Raw genomic sequence first — 15454 nt, 5'->3', positions numbered from 1 at the left:
GTCCAGCACCACGGGGGGAAGGTCAAGAGTCGCGGCGCAACTCCGGCGGAATCGGCAGGTCCTTGAGCGGATCCGGGCGTTTCCCCTTACCCGCGCGATATTGGCGAATCTGATAGACATACGCCAACACCTGGGCCACGGCCAGGTACAACCCCGCCGGGATTTCCTGGTCGAGGTCGGTGGAGTAGAAGATCGACCGCGCCAGCTCCGGCGATTCCAGCAGCAGGATGTCGTGGGCCACGGCAATTTCGCGGATTTTCAACGCGGTAAAGTCGCTGCCCTTGGCCAGCAGCATCGGCGCGCCGCCCTTCTCCGGGTCGTACTTGAGGGCCACGGCGTAGTGGGTCGGGTTGGTGATGACCACGTCGGCGTCGGGCACCGAGGCCATCATCTTGCGTTGGGACATTTCCCGCTGCAGCTGGCGGATGCGTTGCTTGACCTCGGGGCGGCCTTCCTGATCCTTGTGCTCGTCGCGCACTTCCTGCTTGGTCATCAGCAGTTTCTTGTGGCTTTCCCACAACTGGATCGGCGCATCCACCGCCGCGATGATGATCAGCCCGGCGGCCATCCACAGCGCACTCCAGCCCACCACCTGCACACTGTGGATGATCGCCGACTCCAGGGGTTCATGGGCGATGCGCAGCAGGTCGTCGATGTCGGACGACAACACCATCAGTGCCACGAACAGAATCAGGATGAACTTGGCCAGGGCCTTGAGCAGCTCCACCAGGGCCTTGGCGGAGAACATGCGCTTGAGACCGGCCGCAGGGTTCATGCGGCTGAACTTGGGTGCCATGCTGCCGGCGGCGAACAGCCAGCCGCCGAGGGCGACCGGGCCGATCAGTGCGGCCAGCAGCAGGGTGATCAGGATCGGCTGCACCGCCAATATCGCGATCTTGCCCGAGTGCAGCAGGTATTGACCCATGGAGCCAGGGTTGAGCAGCACATCGCGGGGCAAGGTGAAGTTGTGCTTCATCAGCTCCATCAAGTCCAGCGCCAGGCCGCCACCATAGATCAGCAAGGCACCGGATCCGGCCATCATGGTCGCAACGGTGTTGAGCTCCTTGGAACGGGCAATCTCGCCCTTTTCCCTGGAGTCCTTTTTACGCTTCTCCGTGGGGTCTTCTGTCTTGTCCTGACCACTCTCGCTCTCGGCCATGGCTCAGCGCGCCCGTGCCAGATCACGTAGGAACTGCAAGGCGTCGGTCGCCAGCGGTTGATACTGATTGAGAATGTCGGCCAGGCCGACCCAGAAAATCCCCATGCCCAGCACCAGGGTCAAGGGGAAACCAATGGAGAAAATGTTCAGCTGTGGCGCCGCGCGGGTCATGACGCCAAACGCGATGTTGACCACCAGCAAGGCCGTGATCGCCGGCAGTACCAGCAACAGCGAGGCACCGAGCACCCAACTGAGACGCCCCACCAGCTCCCAGAAGTGATTGACCACCAGCCCGGAGCCTACCGGCAAGGTGGTGAAGCTTTCGGTCAACACCTCGAACACCACCAGGTGGCCGTTCATGGCCAGGAACAACAAGGTCACCAGCATGGTCAGGAACTGCCCGATCACCGCCGCCGATACGCCGTTGGTGGGGTCGACCATGGACGCGAAGCCCATGCCCATCTGGATCGAGATGATCTGCCCGGCGATCACGAACGCCTGGAAGAACAGTTGCAGCGAAAAGCCCAGCAGCGAGCCGATCAGGATCTGCTCGGCAATCAGCATCAAGGCACTGAGGTCGAGTGCGTTGACCGGGGGCATCGGCGGCAGGCCAGGCACGAGCACCACGGTGATCGCCACGGCGAAATACAGGCGGATGCGGCGCGGCACCAGGGTAGTACCGAACACCGGCATGCTCATCAGCACCGCCGTCACCCGGAACAACGGCAGGATGAACGAGGCCACCCACGTGCTGATCTGGGTGTCGGTCAATGCCAGCAAGGACTGCATCGGGTCAGCCGATCAACTGCGGAATACTGCCGTACAGCTGCAGGATGTATTCCATGAAGGTTTGCACCAGCCACGGGCCGGCGACAATCAGGGTGATCAGCATCACCAGCAGGCGCGGCAGGAAACTCAAGGTCTGTTCGTTGATCTGGGTCGCGGCCTGGAACATCGCCACCAGCAGGCCCACCAACAGGCTCGGCACCACCAGCACGGCAACCATCACGGTGGTCAGCCACAGTGCTTCACGGAACAGGTCGACGGCGACTTCTGGGGTCATGCTGCTTCACCTAACAAATCACACCCCTCCGAAACTGCCGGCCAACGTGCCGATAATCAGCGCCCAGCCGTCCACCAGCACAAACAGCATGATCTTGAACGGCAATGAAATAATCAGCGGCGACAGCATCATCATCCCCATGGCCATCAGCACGCTCGCCACCACCAGGTCGATGATCAGGAACGGGATAAAGATCATGAAGCCGATCTGGAATGCGGTCTTCAGTTCCGAGGTGACGAACGCCGGCACCAGGATGGTCAGCGGCGCCTGGTCCGGGGTCGCGATGTCGGTACGCTTGGACAGGCGCATGAACAGCTCAAGGTCGCTGGAGCGGGTCTGCGACAGCATGAAATCCTTGATCGGCCCTTGCGCCCGGTCAATCGCAACCTGGGCCGTGATGGTCTCGGCCAGGTACGGCTGCAGGGCTTGCTGGTTAACCTTGTCGAACACCGGCGCCATGATGAACAGCGTCAAGAACAATGCCATGCCGGTGAGGATCTGGTTCGACGGCGTCTGCTGCAGGCCCAGGGCCTGACGCAGGATCGAGAACACGATGATGATCCGCGTGAAGCTGGTCATCAGCATGACAAACGCCGGGATAAAGCTCAGCGCAGTCATGATCAGCAGGATCTGCAGGCTGACCGAATACTCCTGGGCCCCCGCCGCGTTGGTACCCAGCGTAATCGCCGGGATCGACAACGGGTCGGCGGCCAGCGCCAATGGCGCGGCCAGCAACAGCATGAGCGTCAATAAAACGCGCATTACTTCTTATCCTTCTGATCCTTGCCCAGCAATTCCATCAGGCGCTGGGCGAATTCTGGCGTGGCGGGCTGGGATTGGGTGGTTGGCACCGGGGTCTTGAGCACATGCAGCGGCGTGATTCGGCCGGGGGTAATGCCCAGCAGGATCTGTTCCTCGCCCACTTGCACCAGCACCAGCCGGTCACGCGGGCCGAGGGCGCGCGAGCCGATCATTTCGATGACCTGGGCATTGCCCGGGCCGATGCTCTGCACACGACGCATCAGCCAGGCCAACACGAAGATCAAGCCGACCACCAGCAACAGGCCCAGCACCAGCTGCGTCAGTTGCCCGCCAACGCTGCCGCCGACGGGCGCAGCGGCAACTTGGGCCGCCGGCTCCGCCGCCCACGCCACCAATGGCAGCGCGGCGAACAGTCCCACCATCAGCCGTTTCATATCAGCGCAACTTCTTGATGCGTTCGCTTGGGCTGATCACGTCGGTCAGGCGGATGCCGAACTTTTCGTTGACCACCACCACTTCGCCGTGGGCGATCAGGGTGCCGTTGACCAGCACGTCCAGCGGCTCACCGGCCAGGCGATCCAGCTCGATCACCGAGCCCTGGTTGAGTTGCAGCAGGTTGCGGATGTTGATGTCGGTACTGCCCACTTCCATGGAGATCGACACCGGGATGTCGAGGATCACGTCCAGGTTCGGCCCATCGAGGGTCACCGGGTCGTTGTTCTTCGGCACGCTGCCGAACTCTTCCATGGGCAGGCGATTACCCGCTGGTGCTGTGGCGGCATCAGCGGCCAGCAGTGCGTCGATATCATCCTGGCCAACATCGCCGGTCTCTTCCAGGGCCGCAGCCCACTCGTCAGCCAGGGCCTGGTCTTCGGCGGAAGTGTTTTCGTGTTCGGTAGCCATTACATGTCCTCGGCGGAGCAAACATTCATAAATAGGGATCAGCGACGGTTGATCGGCTCAACCACTTGCAAAGCGAGGTTGCCCTTGTGGGACCCCAGCTTGACCTTGAACGACGGCACGCCGTTGGCGCGCATGATCATTTCGTTCGGCAATTCGACCGGGATAATGTCCCCCGGCTGCATGTGCAAAATATCCCGCAGGCGCAACTGGCGCCGGGCCACGGTGGCGCTCAGCGGCACGTCGACATCCAGCAGGTCTTCGCGCAGGGCCTTGACCCAGCGTTCGTCCTGGTCGTCCAGGTCGGACTGGAAGCCGGCGTCGAGCATTTCGCGCACCGGCTCGATCATCGAGTACGGCATGGTCACGTGCAGGTCGCCGCCACCGCCATCGAGCTCGATGTGGAACGTGGACACCACAATGGCCTCGCTCGGCCCGACGATGTTGGCCATGGCCGGGTTCACTTCCGAGTTGATGTACTCGAAATTGACTTCCATGATCGCCTGCCAGGCTTCCTTCAAGTCAATGAAGGCCTGTTCCAGCACCATGCGCACCACGCGCAATTCGGTAGGGGTGAATTCACGGCCCTCGATCTTGGCGTGACGGCCGTCACCGCCGAAGAAGTTGTCCACCAGCTTGAACACCAGCTTGGCGTCGAGGATGAACAGCGCGGTACCGCGCAATGGCTTGATCTTGACCAGGTTGAGGCTGGTGGGCACGTACAGCGAGTGCACGTACTCGCCGAACTTCATCACCTGCACGCCGCCCACCGCCACGTCCGCCGAGCGGCGCAGCATGTTGAACATGCTGATCCGGGTGTAACGGGCGAAACGTTCGTTGATCATCTCAAGGGTCGGCATGCGTCCACGGACGATGCGATCCTGGCTGGTCAGGTCATAACTTTTGACGCTGCCGGGCTCGGCAGCCATTTCAGTCTGTACCAGACCGTCGTCGACGCCATGCAACAGCGCGTCGATTTCATCCTGGGACAGCAGGTCCTGCACGGCCATGGGGTGATCCTACTGCAATACGAAATTAGTGAAGAGCGCCTGCTCGATCACGACTTTGCCGAGCTCCTTCTGGGCCACTTCCTGCACGCTGGCAGTGACCTTCTGGCGCAGCATTTCCTGGCCCACCGGGGTGGCCAGGGTGTCGAAACTCTGCCCGGAAAACAGCATCACCAGGTTGTTGCGGATCACGGGCATATGCACCTTGAGGGCATCCAGGTCCGACTGGTTACGCGCCAGCAAAGTGATGCTCACCTGCAGGTAGCGTTGACGACCGTTCTGATTGAAGTTGGCGACAAAGGCCGGAAGCATCGGCTCGAAGATTGCCGGTTGCTTGGCGTTAGTGGCGGTTTCGGCGGCAGGTGCCGGCTTGCTGGCACTGCTGTGCATGATGTACCAGGTGCCGCCCACCGAGGCGCCGATGGCCAGGAGCAGGCCCACGACAATCATCAGGATAAGCTTGAGCTTGCCTTTGCCTGCGGGTGCGGGTGCTTTTGCTGCGTCGTCGCTCTTCGCCATGCCAATAATCCGTCACTATTCGGGGATTCATAGATCTACGGAAAGGCAAGAGCAAGTGTTATGCCAGAGTTGGTTGGCTGAACGCAGACGAGGGAACACCACAAATCAAGTGTGGGAGGGGGCTTGCCCGATGAGGGTGTATCAGTCAACTGATGCATGAACTGACACACCCTCATCGGGGCATAAGTATCTACACAACTTCAGTAGGATAACGCGTAGCAGCTGTCGAGCCTTGGCGAGGCTGCGTCGGCGGTGTGTCAGACGCGCCGCAAACGCAGCCTCGCCAAGGCTCGACAGCTGCTACGCAGGGGACTCGGCTCAAGATGTGTAGATACTTATGCTCATCGGGGGCAAGCCCCCCTCCCACATTTTGTCCTATGCCAGACTTACATCAGGCGTAGTAATCGACGGCGCTGGAGCCGATCACCGTCGAAGTCACGGGCGCCACGGCTTCGGCCACTTCAATGTGGCTGCCGCTGTCGCCGCTGTCGCCACCCCGCCCGCTACGACTAACGCCCCCCGTCTGCGCCTGCTGTTGCTGCTGCTCCTGGCCACGGGACTGGTCGGACACGTTCACATCCACCTGCCCCATGCCCTGCTGGGCGAACATCTCGCGCAAGCGACCGGACTGGCTTTCCAGGGCTTCACGCACCACCGGGTGGGCGCTCATGAAGTTGACCTGGGCCTGCTGGTCGGCGGTCATGTTGACCTTGATGTCCAGGCGCCCGAGTTCGGCCGGTTGCAACTGGATCTCCGCCGACTTGAGGTTGGCGCTGGAGAGGTACATCACACGGTTGACGATCTCGTCGGTCCAGCCGCTCTGATGCATGGCCAGCGGCGCATTCGTCACCGGCGGCAAGGCATTCGCGGTTTTCGGCGTGGCCGCCTGGGTCAATGCGGCCAGGCGGTTGGCGAAGTCATCGACGCGGGTGTCGCTGCTGGCCTCCTTCAAGTCCTTGAGGCCGCCTTCGATCAAGCCGCTGAAGGCCTTGTCGCCACCCTGGTCCGTACTGTCCTTGGTGGCTTGCTGGTCGACCATGGTGGCCAGGCCAGCGGCAAAGTTCTGGGCGGCGGTTGGCTGGTCCTGGGTGGTCGTCGGGGCAGTTTTGGCCGGTGCCTGGCTGCTGGCCGACACGTGCCCGCCCTGCTCCATTGCCAGGCGTACGGCCGGCATGGCGTCCAGGGGATCGGCCTCAGGGTCGAAGGCCGGCGTGGCGTCCTCGGTCGCTGCGATTGGCGCCGCAACCACGGGTGCGGCCTTATCATCCTTGGCAGCGGCAACGGGTGCCGGGGTTTCCACCGGTACTGGCACCACCACCACCGGGGTGACCGTGGCAATCAATGCCGGGTCGACCACCGGGTCCACCGCAGGCTGCTGCGCCAGGGCCGGATCCACAGGTGCAGCGTCATCCTTGCTGGCAGTGTCGTCGGACGATGCCGCAGGCTTGGCAGGCAAGGTATTGCCGCTATCGGCAACCGCTGGCGTGGCGGCGGCAGGTTTGTCGTTGCCCGCCGCAGGCTTGGCGCTGGCATCGGCAGGCTTGTCCCGCGTGGGCTTGGCCGAGTTGTCATCAGCCTTGACCGTGGGTTTGGAACCCTGGCTGGCGAACACCTGAGCGAAGCCAGGGCCCTTGTCCCGTGGGTCCGCAGCCACTGCCGGTGGATTGACGGCAGGCGCTTGAGGCTTGGCCGCAGGGGCAGCCTGGAGAAGCGAATTCGGGGCGACTGGCATAGGTAAAGGTCTCCACTGCATGGGGATCGGGGATGCAGTATCAGGAGGTAGAGCAAGAGTCGGGCCAGGTTTTCAAACTGATGGAATCAAATCTGGAACCGCTGCCGCTCCGACTCATACATCGGCTTCACCAAGGCAAACTCATGATCGATCTGATCCACCAGCGCCCCCAGGTCCGCCGCGGCCTCGACCGACTCCGCCTCCAAGCGCTGGCACAGGTACGCCAACCGCACTGCGCCGAGGTTGCCACTGCTGCCCTTGAAGCTATGGGCGATACGCCCCAGTGCCTTGGCGTCGTCCCGTGCCTTGCGCAACGCTTCGACGCGTTTTTGGGAATCATCGAGGAAGGTATCGAGCAGCTTGGGGTACTCGCCTTCCATGACCTCCTGCAAACCCGACAACACGTCCGGGTCCATATGAATCTCAGCCACTTGCTCGCTCCTTGATCAAGAATCGGCGGATTATGCCAGAGCCCCCCAGCAAAACTCTACGCAGACACTGCGCCCGCCGTCGGACCAGCGCACCTCGCTGCTGAGTTGACGCACCAGGCTCAGGCCCCGACCGGACAGGCAATCAATGTCCAGCGGCCGGGCCAGCACCTGCTCCACGTCGAACCCTGGCCCACTGTCTTCAACGCGCAGGGTCATCTTGCCGCCCGCCTCGGTGGGCACCACCTGCACATGCACGCGCACATAACCACTGTTCAGCTGCGCCAGGCGGTCATTGCGCTGGCGATAATACTCGGCAAAGCCCCGGGCATCGCGCTTGAGCCGCGAGTCCAGGCCCAGCACGCCATGTTCCAGCGCATTGGAATACAACTCGGCCATGACGCTGTAGAGCGCCCCGCTCTGCTCGCGCAGCCCCTGGATCTCCAGCAGCAGTTGCAGTAGGTAGGGCAAGGGGTTGTAACGCTTGAGGGTTTCGGCACGAAATTCGAAACTCACCGACCAATCCAGCGGGCACGACTGGCCGCTGTCGGCATACAACGGCCCGGTGGCCCGCAGCGGCTGCCCGGGACGCAGTGTGATTTCCACCATGCTCACATCATCCCGCGTCACACCGCGAAAGGCCGCCAGGGCCTGCTCGATGTCGTCGAAGAGCCGGTCGGGCTCACGGTTGGCGGCAAAGACCTGCTGCAAGCGCTCGACGCCAAACAGCTGGTCGTTGGCGTCGGCGGTGTCCAGCACGCCATCGGAGAGCAGGAACACGCGGTCACCCAGCGCCATGGGCCAGACCTCGGTGCGATCATCAAACGCCTCAGCCGACAGCACCCCCAACGGCAAATGCCGCGACTGCAGCGGCACGCGCTTGCCGCTGGCGACTTCATGCACATAGCCTTCGGGCATGCCGCCGTTCCACACCTCCACCACCCGTCGCTGCGTGCTCAGGCACAGCAGGGTGGCGCAGCAGAACATATCCACCGGCAGGATGCGCTTGAGCTTGGCATTCATCTCCCGCAGGATCTGCGCCAGGCCGTAGCCCTTGGCAGTCATGCCGTAGAACACCTCCGCCAGGGGCATGGCGCCCACCGCCGCCGGCAGGCCATGGCCGGTGAAATCGCCGAGCAGCACGTGCATGTCGCCCGACGGCGTATATGCCGCCAGCAGCAGGTCGCCGTTGAACAGCGCATAAGGCGATTGCAGGTAGCGGATATTCGGCGCCGCGTTGATGCAGCCGGAATGGGCGACTTTATCGAACACCGCCTTGGCCACCCGCTGCTCACGCAACAGGTACTCATGGTGCCTGGCGATCTGGTCACGCTGCTGCAGCATCGTCGCCTGCAGCCGGCGCAGGCGGTCCATGGCGTTGATCTTGGCCGCCAGGATCAGCTGGTTGTAGGGCTTGGGCAGGAAATCATCGCCGCCGGCATCCAGGCACTCGGCCAGGGCGGCACTTTCGCGCAGGGACGTGAGGAAGATGATCGGCACCAGCTCCTCCCCCGCCAACTGCTTGATCCACCGCGCGGCGGCCAGGCCATCCATCACGGGCATGATCGCGTCCATCAACACCAGTTGCGGACGCTCGCGCGCGAACAGTTCAACGGCCTCCTCGCCATTGGTTGCAGTGAGCACCTGGTGCCCCTGGCGTCGCACAATGGTCGACAGCAACAGCAGGTCGGCGGCACTGTCTTCGGCGATCAGGATCGTCAGCGGCTCAACCGCGGGGGCCAGGGCGCTCAATTGATGTCGAACAATTTGTCGAAGTTGGAGATGGCGAGGATCTTGCGCACATCGGAGTTGGTGTTGATCACCTGGACCTCCGACTCCTCGCCGCCGGCATGGTCCCTCAACAGCAGGAGCATGCCCAGGGCCGAACTGTCCATATAAGTGGTTTCCTTCAGATCGACCACATACGACTCAGGCACCTTGTAGAAACGCTCGTAAGCCTCACGAAACGCCTGGTGGCTGCTGAAATCGAACCGACCCTTGATTGCGATCGTCAACTTCTTCCCGTCCAGGGATACTTCTGACTCGATTGACATGCGACTGCTTCCTTGTCATAGGCATAGACACAAGGTGTAGCAGGCGAATGGGATACCAGCAACACGACAGACCAAATGTGGCAGGCGGGCAACCGTCAGTATTGTGATTGGCGCGGCAGGCGCTGGGACAATTCGTCGAGCAATTTCTGCTCGCGCTTGTCTTCCAATGCCCGCGCTTCGTCGATGTAGCGCTGCACCAGTTTGCGCAGGCCCTCGACGCGGGCGAAGGCTTGCTGCCAGCTCTCGCGGGCCTTGTCGAGGTTGTTCTGGTGCCAGGCCAGGCTTTGGCGCTGCTGGCCGACGGCCGTCTCCAGCTGATTGAGAAAGCCCTGGTAACCCATCAGCCATTGCCCCGATACACCTTGCGTGCCGCGTTCGATCCATTGCTGCTGGTACTCGCCACGAAAGCGCTCCAGGTCGCCCAGCTTGCTTTCCGCCAAACGCACCTGGCCCTGGAAATACCCCAGGCGCTGGACCGCGGTTTTCTCGGCTTTTTCGGCCATGTCGACCACCGGGGCCAGGCGCGCAGCGCGGCTGTTGGCCATGGCTTAGCCGCCCGGCGCAGGGGCGAAGATCGAACCCAGGTGCGCTTCGCTTTCACCCATGCTGATCTTGTCGTTGAGGCCCTGGCGCAAGTAAGTCACCAACTGCGGTTGCAGGGCGATCGCCAGGTCGGTGTCGCGGTCGCCGCCGGCCACGTAGGCGCCGACGCTGATCAAGTCGCGGCTCTGTTGATAACGCGACCACAGCTGCTTGAACTGCTGCGCGCGGGCCATATGCTCCGGCGTGACCACCGCCGGCATGACCCGGCTGATGGACGCTTCGATGTCGATGGCCGGGTAGTGCCCCTCCTCGGCCAGACGCCGCGACAGCACGATGTGGCCGTCGAGCACGCCCCGCGCCGAGTCGGCGATGGGATCCTGCTGGTCATCGCCTTCGGACAATACGGTGTAGAACGCGGTGATCGAGCCGCCACCGGCCTCGGCATTACCGGCGCGCTCCACCAGCTTGGGCAGCTTGGCGAACACCGACGGCGGGTAGCCCTTGGTGGCCGGGGGCTCGCCGATGGCCAGGGCGATTTCCCGCTGGGCTTGGGCGAAACGGGTGAGCGAGTCCATCAGCAACAGGACGTTCTTGCCCTTGTCGCGAAAATATTCGGCAATGCGCGTGCAGTACATGGCCGCGCGCAGACGCATCAACGGTGCATCGTCCGCTGGGGATGCGACCACCACCGAACGCTTGAGGCCTTCTTCGCCGAGGCTGTGTTCGATGAACTCCTTCACCTCGCGGCCCCGCTCGCCGATCAGGCCCACCACGATGATGTCGGCCTCGGTAAAGCGCGTCATCATGCCGAGCAACACCGACTTACCCACACCCGTACCCGCGAACAGGCCCAGACGCTGGCCACGGCCGACCGTCAATAAACCGTTGATGCTGCGAATCCCCACGTCCAGCGGCACGCTGATGGGGTTGCGGTTGAGCGGGTTGATGGTGGGGCCGTCCATCGGCACCCAGTCTTCGGCTTTCATGCCGCCCTTGCCGTCCAGTGCGCGACCGGCGCCGTCCAGCACCCGGCCGAGCATGCTCATGCCCATGGGCAGGCGGCCGGTGTCGGCCAGGGGCACCACGCGGGCGCCGGGGGCGATGCCGGCCAGGCTGCCGACGGGCATGAGGAAAATCTTGTTGCCGGAAAAACCCATCACTTCGGCTTCGACCTGCACCGGATGGTAGCTGTCGTCGTTGATCACCATGCAACGGCTGCCCATGGCGGCGCGCAGGCCCTCGGCTTCGAGGGTCAGGCCGACCATGCGCAACAGACGCCCTTCGAGGATTGGCTGGCCGGGCAATTCGGTGGCCTCGGCATAGCCGCCCAGGCGCTTGGCGAAGCTGGTGCGATCAAGGCGCATCGGGGGCGTCCAGGTCCACGCTCAGGTCCGGCTCGGCCGGGTTCAGCGCCTGCTCGTGTTGTTGATCAAGCAGCTTGGCCATGATCTGGCTGATGCGGGTTTCCACCGTGGCATCGATACGGCTGTGCTCGGTCTCGACCCGGCAACCGCCGGGCTGCAGCGCCGCATCTTCGACGATGCGCCAGGTTTCTTCATGGCGCTCGCGCATCGCTTTGACCTGTTCGAAGTCCTGCGGGTTGATGTACAGCCGCACATTGCCGACGCCCAGGGGCAGCAACTTGAGGGCTTCGCGCATCACGCTTTCGATTTGGCTGGAATCCAGCACCAGTTCGCGCTGAATCACCTGGCGGGTGATGTGCTGCACCAGGCCGACCATGGCTTTTTCGATTTGCGAATCCTGCTCGGCGATGGGCGCGAACAGGTTGCCCATCAGGCGCTCCAGGCTGGCCAGCTTGACGCTCAGCGCCGCCTCGGCTTCCTGGCGCACCTTGAGGGTGGTGCTGCGAAAACCGTCTTTCTCGCCAGCGGCAAAGCCTTCGTTGTAGGCCTCCTGACGGATGCTTTCCAACTCTTCCAGGGTCAGTGGCTGGACTTCCTCCAGCGGCACTTCTTCCATTTCCACCGGCGGCTCTTCAACCGGTTCCGGCTCGGGCTCGGGCACATGCGGATCGAAGCTGGGCAACGACCAGATGTCGAACCCACCGACGTCCCGTGCGCGAATCAGATCGCTGGGCGCCTCATCTTTGTTCGACATGGAGAGCGCCTTAGATCATTTCTTCGCCGCCCTTCCCACCGAGAACGATTTCTCCGGCTTCGGCCATACGGCGGGCAATGGTGAGGATTTCTTTCTGGGCGGTTTCCACGTCGCTGACGCGCACCGGCCCCTTGGCTTCCAGGTCGTCGCGCAACAGCTCGGAGGCACGCTTGGACATGTTCTTGAAGATCTTCTCCTTGACGCCTTCGTCCGAGCCCTTGAGGGCCAGTACCAGCACGTCGGAGGACACTTCGCGCAGCAACGCCTGGATGCCACGGTCGTCGACATCGGAGAGGTTGTTGAATACGAACATGAGGTCTTCGATCTGGCCGGACAGGGTGTCGTCGATCTCGCGGATCGAGTCCATCAACTGGCCTTCGACCGAGCTGTCGAGGAAGTTCATGATGTCGGCCGCGCGCTTGATACCACCCAGGGTGGTCCGCGAGGCGTTCGAGTTGCCCGAGAACTGTTTCTCGAGAATCGTGTTGAGTTCCTTCAGGGCCGCCGGCTGCACGGTGTTCAGCGACGACACGCGCAGGATGATGTCCAGGCGCACCTTATGGTCGAAGTGGCCAAGCACTTCACCGGCCTGGTCCGGGTCGAGGTAGGCCACCACGATTGCCTGGATCTGCGGGTGCTCGTAGCGGATCACGTCGGCGACCGCGCGCGGTTCCATCCACTTGAGGCTGTCCAGGCCACTGGTGTTGCCGCCCAGCAGGATGCGGTCGATCAGGCCGTTGGCCTTGTCTTCGCCCAGGGCCGAGGTGAGCATCTTGCGGATGTAGCTGTCGGAGCCGACGCCCAGGCTGGTCTGGTCGCCGACGATCTCGACGAACTCGCTCATCACCTGCTCGACTTGCTCGCGGTGCACATTGCGCATTTGCGCCATGGCCACGCCCACCCGCTGGACCTCTTTGGGGCCCATGTGGCGCAGCACTTGGGCGGCGTCGGTTTCCCCCAGGGACAGCAGCAGGACTGCGGCTTTGTCGACCCGGGAGAGCTTGGCAACAGCGGCTCGATCACTCATCTGCGTTAATCCACTCTTTCACGACCTGGGCCACACGGCCCGGGTCTTCTGCTACCAGACTTTTGATTGCGTTCAACTGAGCGTCATAGCCTTCGCTCGGGCTCGGCAACAGGATGCTTTGCGGGCCGCCGAGGCTGACGCGGTCGTTGGCCAGTTCGCCGTCCAGGCCGCCCATGCCACCCAATTCGACATCGCTGCCACCGAAGGCCGCCAGTTGTTTCTTGCCGTTGCCGGTGATGTTGTTGAGCACCGGGCGCAGCACACCGAACACCAGCACCAGGATGAACAACACACCCAGCACTTGCTTGACGATGTCCCAAAACCACGGCTGGGTGTAGAACGCCGCTTCGGCGATCACTTCGCCACGCTCGGCGGAGAACGGCATGTTGATTACGCTGACGCTGTCACCCCGACTGGCGTCAAAACCAACGGCGTCCTGCACCAGGCGTGTGAAGCGCGCCAATTCGTCGGCGCTCCACGGTGCACGTGTTACGGCACCGTCAGCGGCGTTGACCTTGACCTGGTCATCCACCACCACCGACACCGACAGGCGATTGACGCGACCCTGCTGCTGCTTGGTGTGGCTGATGGAACGGTCGAGTTCGAAGTTCTTGGTGGACTGGTTACGCTTGTCCGCCGGGTACGGCGCGAGCATCGGCTGGCCGGTGGCCGGGTCCATGATCTGCTGGCCGTTGGCATCCAACAGTGGCTGGCCAGGCTGGATCGCGCCAGCGGTGGCTGCGGCGCCACCGGTGGTTTGCGGCGCCGAGGCCGGGGCCGGCGGCTGGTTGCTCAGGGCACCCGGCACACCTTGCGGGCCATTGCTGGCGGTGCGTTGTTCGCTGGTCGATTGCTCACTGCGCAGGGCCGGCTGGTCCGGGTTGAATTGCTCGGAGGTCGACTCGACGGCGCTGAAGTCCACGTCGGCAGACACTTCCGCCTTGTAGCGGTCATTGCCCAGCACCGGTTGCAGGATGTTGTGCACACGCTGGGTGAGCATGCTTTCCATGCGGCGGCTGTAGTCGAACTGCTTGCCGGCCTGGGTCAGCGCGGAGTTTTCGGCCATGTCGGACAGCAGGTTGCCCTTCTGGTCGACCACGGTGATCTGCGACTTGCTCAGTTCGGGAACGCTGGTGGCCACCAGGTTGATGATCGCCAGGACCTGGCCAGGCTCCAGGGAGCGGCCGGAAAACAGTTCGACCAGTACCGAAGCACTTGGCTTGCGCTCGTCGCGCACAAACACCGAGCTTTTCGGGATCGCCAGGTGCACGCGGGCACCCTTGACGTTGTTCAGGCTGGAAATGGTGCGCGCCAGCTCGCCTTCAAGGCCACGACGGTAGCGGGTGGCTTCCATGAACTGGCTGGTCCCCAGGCCCTGGTCCTTGTCGAGGATCTCGAAACCGATATTGCTGTCGGACGGGGTCACGCCGGCGGCGGCCAGCTTCATGCGCGCACGGGCCACATCGTCGGCCTTGACCAGCAACGCGCCGGAGTTGGGCTCCACGGTGTAGGCGATGTCGGCGGCGGCAAGGGTTTCCATGATCTGCTTGGAATCCATACCCGCCAGGCTGCCGTACAACGGCCGGTAATCGGGTTGCTGCGACCACAACACCACGGCAAAACCAATCGCCACGCTGGCAGCCAGGCCGACCATCAGGCCCACCTGACGCAGCATGGTCATTTCCGAGAGGTTTTCCAGGAACGACAGGCCAAACAGCGGCGGCTTGCCGTCTGTCTTAGCGGGTACGTTGTCGGAGACTGCTTCTGCCATGACTTAAATCTCGCCCTTAAACCGGCATCTGCATGATGTCTTGATAGGCCTGAACCAGCTTGTTACGCACTTGGGTCAGGGCCTGGAAGGAGACGCTGGCCTTTTGCGAGGCGACCATCACATCGGTGAGGTCCACGCCGCTTTTGCCGATTTCGAACGCAGTGGCCAACTGGCTGGAAGCTTGCTGGGTGTCACTGACTTTGTTGATGGCCTGGCCGAGCATGTCGGCGAAGCTGCTTTGGCCCAATTCCGGCGCTGGCGCGACGGATTTCGGTTGAGCCATGGCATCCATCTGCATGGCGCGCATGTCCAACATCAACCGATTGAACTCAATACCCTGGCTCATGACCTTCTCTCTCCAACCTGCAATT

At 62.8% G+C, this 15454-nt stretch carries 18 protein-coding genes; all 18 read right to left on the bottom strand.

Going from position 1 to position 15454, the window contains the following annotated elements; genetic code table 11:
* Window positions 1–22 precede the first annotated feature (22 nt).
* The gene (flhB, locus tag PspCFBP13509_RS12750) at window positions 23–1159 is read right to left on the bottom strand and encodes a flagellar biosynthesis protein FlhB (RefSeq protein ID WP_065946824.1); all 1137 of its coding nucleotides are present in this window, start codon (window positions 1157–1159) and stop codon (window positions 23–25) included.
* Window positions 1160–1162: 3 nt separating this feature from the next.
* Window positions 1163–1948 (bottom strand): flagellar biosynthetic protein FliR, encoded by a 786-nt coding sequence (fliR, locus tag PspCFBP13509_RS12745; RefSeq protein WP_027603864.1) that lies wholly within the window; start codon window positions 1946–1948, stop codon window positions 1163–1165.
* A 4-nt stretch (window positions 1949–1952) separates the two neighbouring features.
* Window positions 1953–2222, bottom strand: a complete 270-nt coding sequence (gene fliQ, locus PspCFBP13509_RS12740) for a flagellar biosynthesis protein FliQ (protein WP_027603863.1) — start codon at window positions 2220–2222, stop codon at window positions 1953–1955.
* A gap of 18 nt (window positions 2223–2240) precedes the next feature.
* Window positions 2241–2984: a flagellar type III secretion system pore protein FliP gene (gene fliP, locus PspCFBP13509_RS12735; protein WP_065924965.1), complete on the bottom strand. Its 744-nt coding sequence runs from the start codon at window positions 2982–2984 to the stop codon at window positions 2241–2243.
* A complete protein-coding gene (gene fliO, locus PspCFBP13509_RS12730; RefSeq protein ID WP_065924964.1) occupies window positions 2984–3418 on the bottom strand; it encodes a flagellar biosynthetic protein FliO in 435 nt (144 codons plus the stop codon). Before fliO ends, fliP begins: the two co-directional genes overlap by 1 nt.
* A gap of 1 nt (window position 3419) precedes the next feature.
* Complete coding sequence (gene fliN, locus PspCFBP13509_RS12725; protein WP_027603860.1) at window positions 3420–3887, bottom strand: flagellar motor switch protein FliN; 468 nt, start codon at window positions 3885–3887, stop codon at window positions 3420–3422.
* Between the two features lie 38 nt (window positions 3888–3925).
* Entirely contained in the window at window positions 3926–4894 is a 969-nt protein-coding gene (gene fliM / locus PspCFBP13509_RS12720) for a flagellar motor switch protein FliM (protein ID WP_065924963.1), read from the bottom strand.
* 9 nt (window positions 4895–4903) lie between these two features.
* Window positions 4904–5410 (bottom strand): flagellar basal body-associated protein FliL, encoded by a 507-nt coding sequence (gene fliL, locus PspCFBP13509_RS12715; protein ID WP_065924962.1) that lies wholly within the window; start codon window positions 5408–5410, stop codon window positions 4904–4906.
* A 391-nt stretch (window positions 5411–5801) separates the two neighbouring features.
* Complete coding sequence (locus PspCFBP13509_RS12710) at window positions 5802–7142, bottom strand: flagellar hook-length control protein FliK (RefSeq protein WP_137212125.1); 1341 nt, start codon at window positions 7140–7142, stop codon at window positions 5802–5804.
* Between the two features lie 86 nt (window positions 7143–7228).
* Window positions 7229–7573 (bottom strand): Hpt domain-containing protein, encoded by a 345-nt coding sequence (locus PspCFBP13509_RS12705; RefSeq protein ID WP_065924960.1) that lies wholly within the window; start codon window positions 7571–7573, stop codon window positions 7229–7231.
* A gap of 30 nt (window positions 7574–7603) precedes the next feature.
* The gene (locus tag PspCFBP13509_RS12700; RefSeq protein WP_065924959.1) at window positions 7604–9322 is read right to left on the bottom strand and encodes an ATP-binding SpoIIE family protein phosphatase; all 1719 of its coding nucleotides are present in this window, start codon (window positions 9320–9322) and stop codon (window positions 7604–7606) included.
* Window positions 9319–9624 (bottom strand): STAS domain-containing protein, encoded by a 306-nt coding sequence (locus tag PspCFBP13509_RS12695; RefSeq protein WP_027603854.1) that lies wholly within the window; start codon window positions 9622–9624, stop codon window positions 9319–9321. The genes PspCFBP13509_RS12700 and PspCFBP13509_RS12695 overlap by 4 nt, the downstream gene beginning before the upstream one ends.
* Before the next feature lie 95 nt (window positions 9625–9719).
* Complete coding sequence (fliJ, locus tag PspCFBP13509_RS12690) at window positions 9720–10169, bottom strand: flagellar export protein FliJ (protein WP_027603853.1); 450 nt, start codon at window positions 10167–10169, stop codon at window positions 9720–9722.
* Window positions 10170–10172: 3 nt separating this feature from the next.
* Window positions 10173–11531 carry a flagellar protein export ATPase FliI gene (gene fliI, locus PspCFBP13509_RS12685; protein WP_027603852.1) on the bottom strand — a complete coding sequence of 453 codons (1359 nt, stop codon included), beginning with the start codon at window positions 11529–11531 and terminating at the stop codon, window positions 10173–10175.
* Entirely contained in the window at window positions 11521–12285 is a 765-nt protein-coding gene (gene fliH / locus PspCFBP13509_RS12680) for a flagellar assembly protein FliH (protein ID WP_074847408.1), read from the bottom strand. Before fliH ends, fliI begins: the two co-directional genes overlap by 11 nt.
* Before the next feature lie 10 nt (window positions 12286–12295).
* Entirely contained in the window at window positions 12296–13312 is a 1017-nt protein-coding gene (gene fliG / locus PspCFBP13509_RS12675) for a flagellar motor switch protein FliG (protein ID WP_017527617.1), read from the bottom strand.
* Window positions 13305–15083, bottom strand: coding sequence for a flagellar basal-body MS-ring/collar protein FliF (gene fliF, locus PspCFBP13509_RS12670; RefSeq protein ID WP_065924957.1), 1779 nt, complete (start codon window positions 15081–15083; stop codon window positions 13305–13307). The genes fliG and fliF overlap by 8 nt, the downstream gene beginning before the upstream one ends.
* Window positions 15084–15099: 16 nt before the next feature.
* On the bottom strand, window positions 15100–15429 hold the full coding sequence (gene fliE, locus PspCFBP13509_RS12665; protein ID WP_005790083.1) for a flagellar hook-basal body complex protein FliE: 330 nt from the start codon (window positions 15427–15429) through the stop codon (window positions 15100–15102).
* Window positions 15430–15454: the final 25 nt, after the last annotated feature.

The organism is Pseudomonas sp. CFBP13509 (genome assembly GCF_005233485.1).
GTDB lineage: Bacteria > Pseudomonadota > Gammaproteobacteria > Pseudomonadales > Pseudomonadaceae > Aquipseudomonas > Aquipseudomonas marginalis.
The sequence above is the reverse complement of the archived record's forward strand: the minus strand, read 5'-3'. Positions and strand labels throughout refer to the sequence as shown.

Excerpts from the sequence above, each read along its gene's own strand:
- fliL (WP_065924962.1), bottom strand. The coding sequence starts at position 5,410 with ATGGCGAAGAGCGACGACGCAGCAAAAGCACCCGCACCCGCAGGCAAA.
- PspCFBP13509_RS12710 (WP_137212125.1), bottom strand. The coding sequence starts at position 7,142 with ATGCCAGTCGCCCCGAATTCGCTTCTCCAGGCTGCCCCTGCGGCCAAG.
- fliF (WP_065924957.1), bottom strand. The coding sequence starts at position 15,083 with ATGGCAGAAGCAGTCTCCGACAACGTACCCGCTAAGACAGACGGCAAG.
- fliP (WP_065924965.1), bottom strand. The coding sequence starts at position 2,984 with ATGCGCGTTTTATTGACGCTCATGCTGTTGCTGGCCGCGCCATTGGCG.
- PspCFBP13509_RS12695 (WP_027603854.1), bottom strand. The coding sequence starts at position 9,624 with ATGTCAATCGAGTCAGAAGTATCCCTGGACGGGAAGAAGTTGACGATC.
- fliR (WP_027603864.1), bottom strand. The coding sequence starts at position 1,948 with ATGCAGTCCTTGCTGGCATTGACCGACACCCAGATCAGCACGTGGGTG.
- fliG (WP_017527617.1), bottom strand. The coding sequence starts at position 13,312 with ATGAGTGATCGAGCCGCTGTTGCCAAGCTCTCCCGGGTCGACAAAGCC.
- fliO (WP_065924964.1), bottom strand. The coding sequence starts at position 3,418 with ATGAAACGGCTGATGGTGGGACTGTTCGCCGCGCTGCCATTGGTGGCG.
- fliN (WP_027603860.1), bottom strand. The coding sequence starts at position 3,887 with ATGGCTACCGAACACGAAAACACTTCCGCCGAAGACCAGGCCCTGGCT.
- fliE (WP_005790083.1), bottom strand. The coding sequence starts at position 15,429 with ATGAGCCAGGGTATTGAGTTCAATCGGTTGATGTTGGACATGCGCGCC.
- fliI (WP_027603852.1), bottom strand. The coding sequence starts at position 11,531 with ATGCGCCTTGATCGCACCAGCTTCGCCAAGCGCCTGGGCGGCTATGCC.
- flhB (WP_065946824.1), bottom strand. The coding sequence starts at position 1,159 with ATGGCCGAGAGCGAGAGTGGTCAGGACAAGACAGAAGACCCCACGGAG.
- fliJ (WP_027603853.1), bottom strand. The coding sequence starts at position 10,169 with ATGGCCAACAGCCGCGCTGCGCGCCTGGCCCCGGTGGTCGACATGGCC.
- fliM (WP_065924963.1), bottom strand. The coding sequence starts at position 4,894 with ATGGCCGTGCAGGACCTGCTGTCCCAGGATGAAATCGACGCGCTGTTG.
- fliQ (WP_027603863.1), bottom strand. The coding sequence starts at position 2,222 with ATGACCCCAGAAGTCGCCGTCGACCTGTTCCGTGAAGCACTGTGGCTG.
- fliH (WP_074847408.1), bottom strand. The coding sequence starts at position 12,285 with ATGTCGAACAAAGATGAGGCGCCCAGCGATCTGATTCGCGCACGGGAC.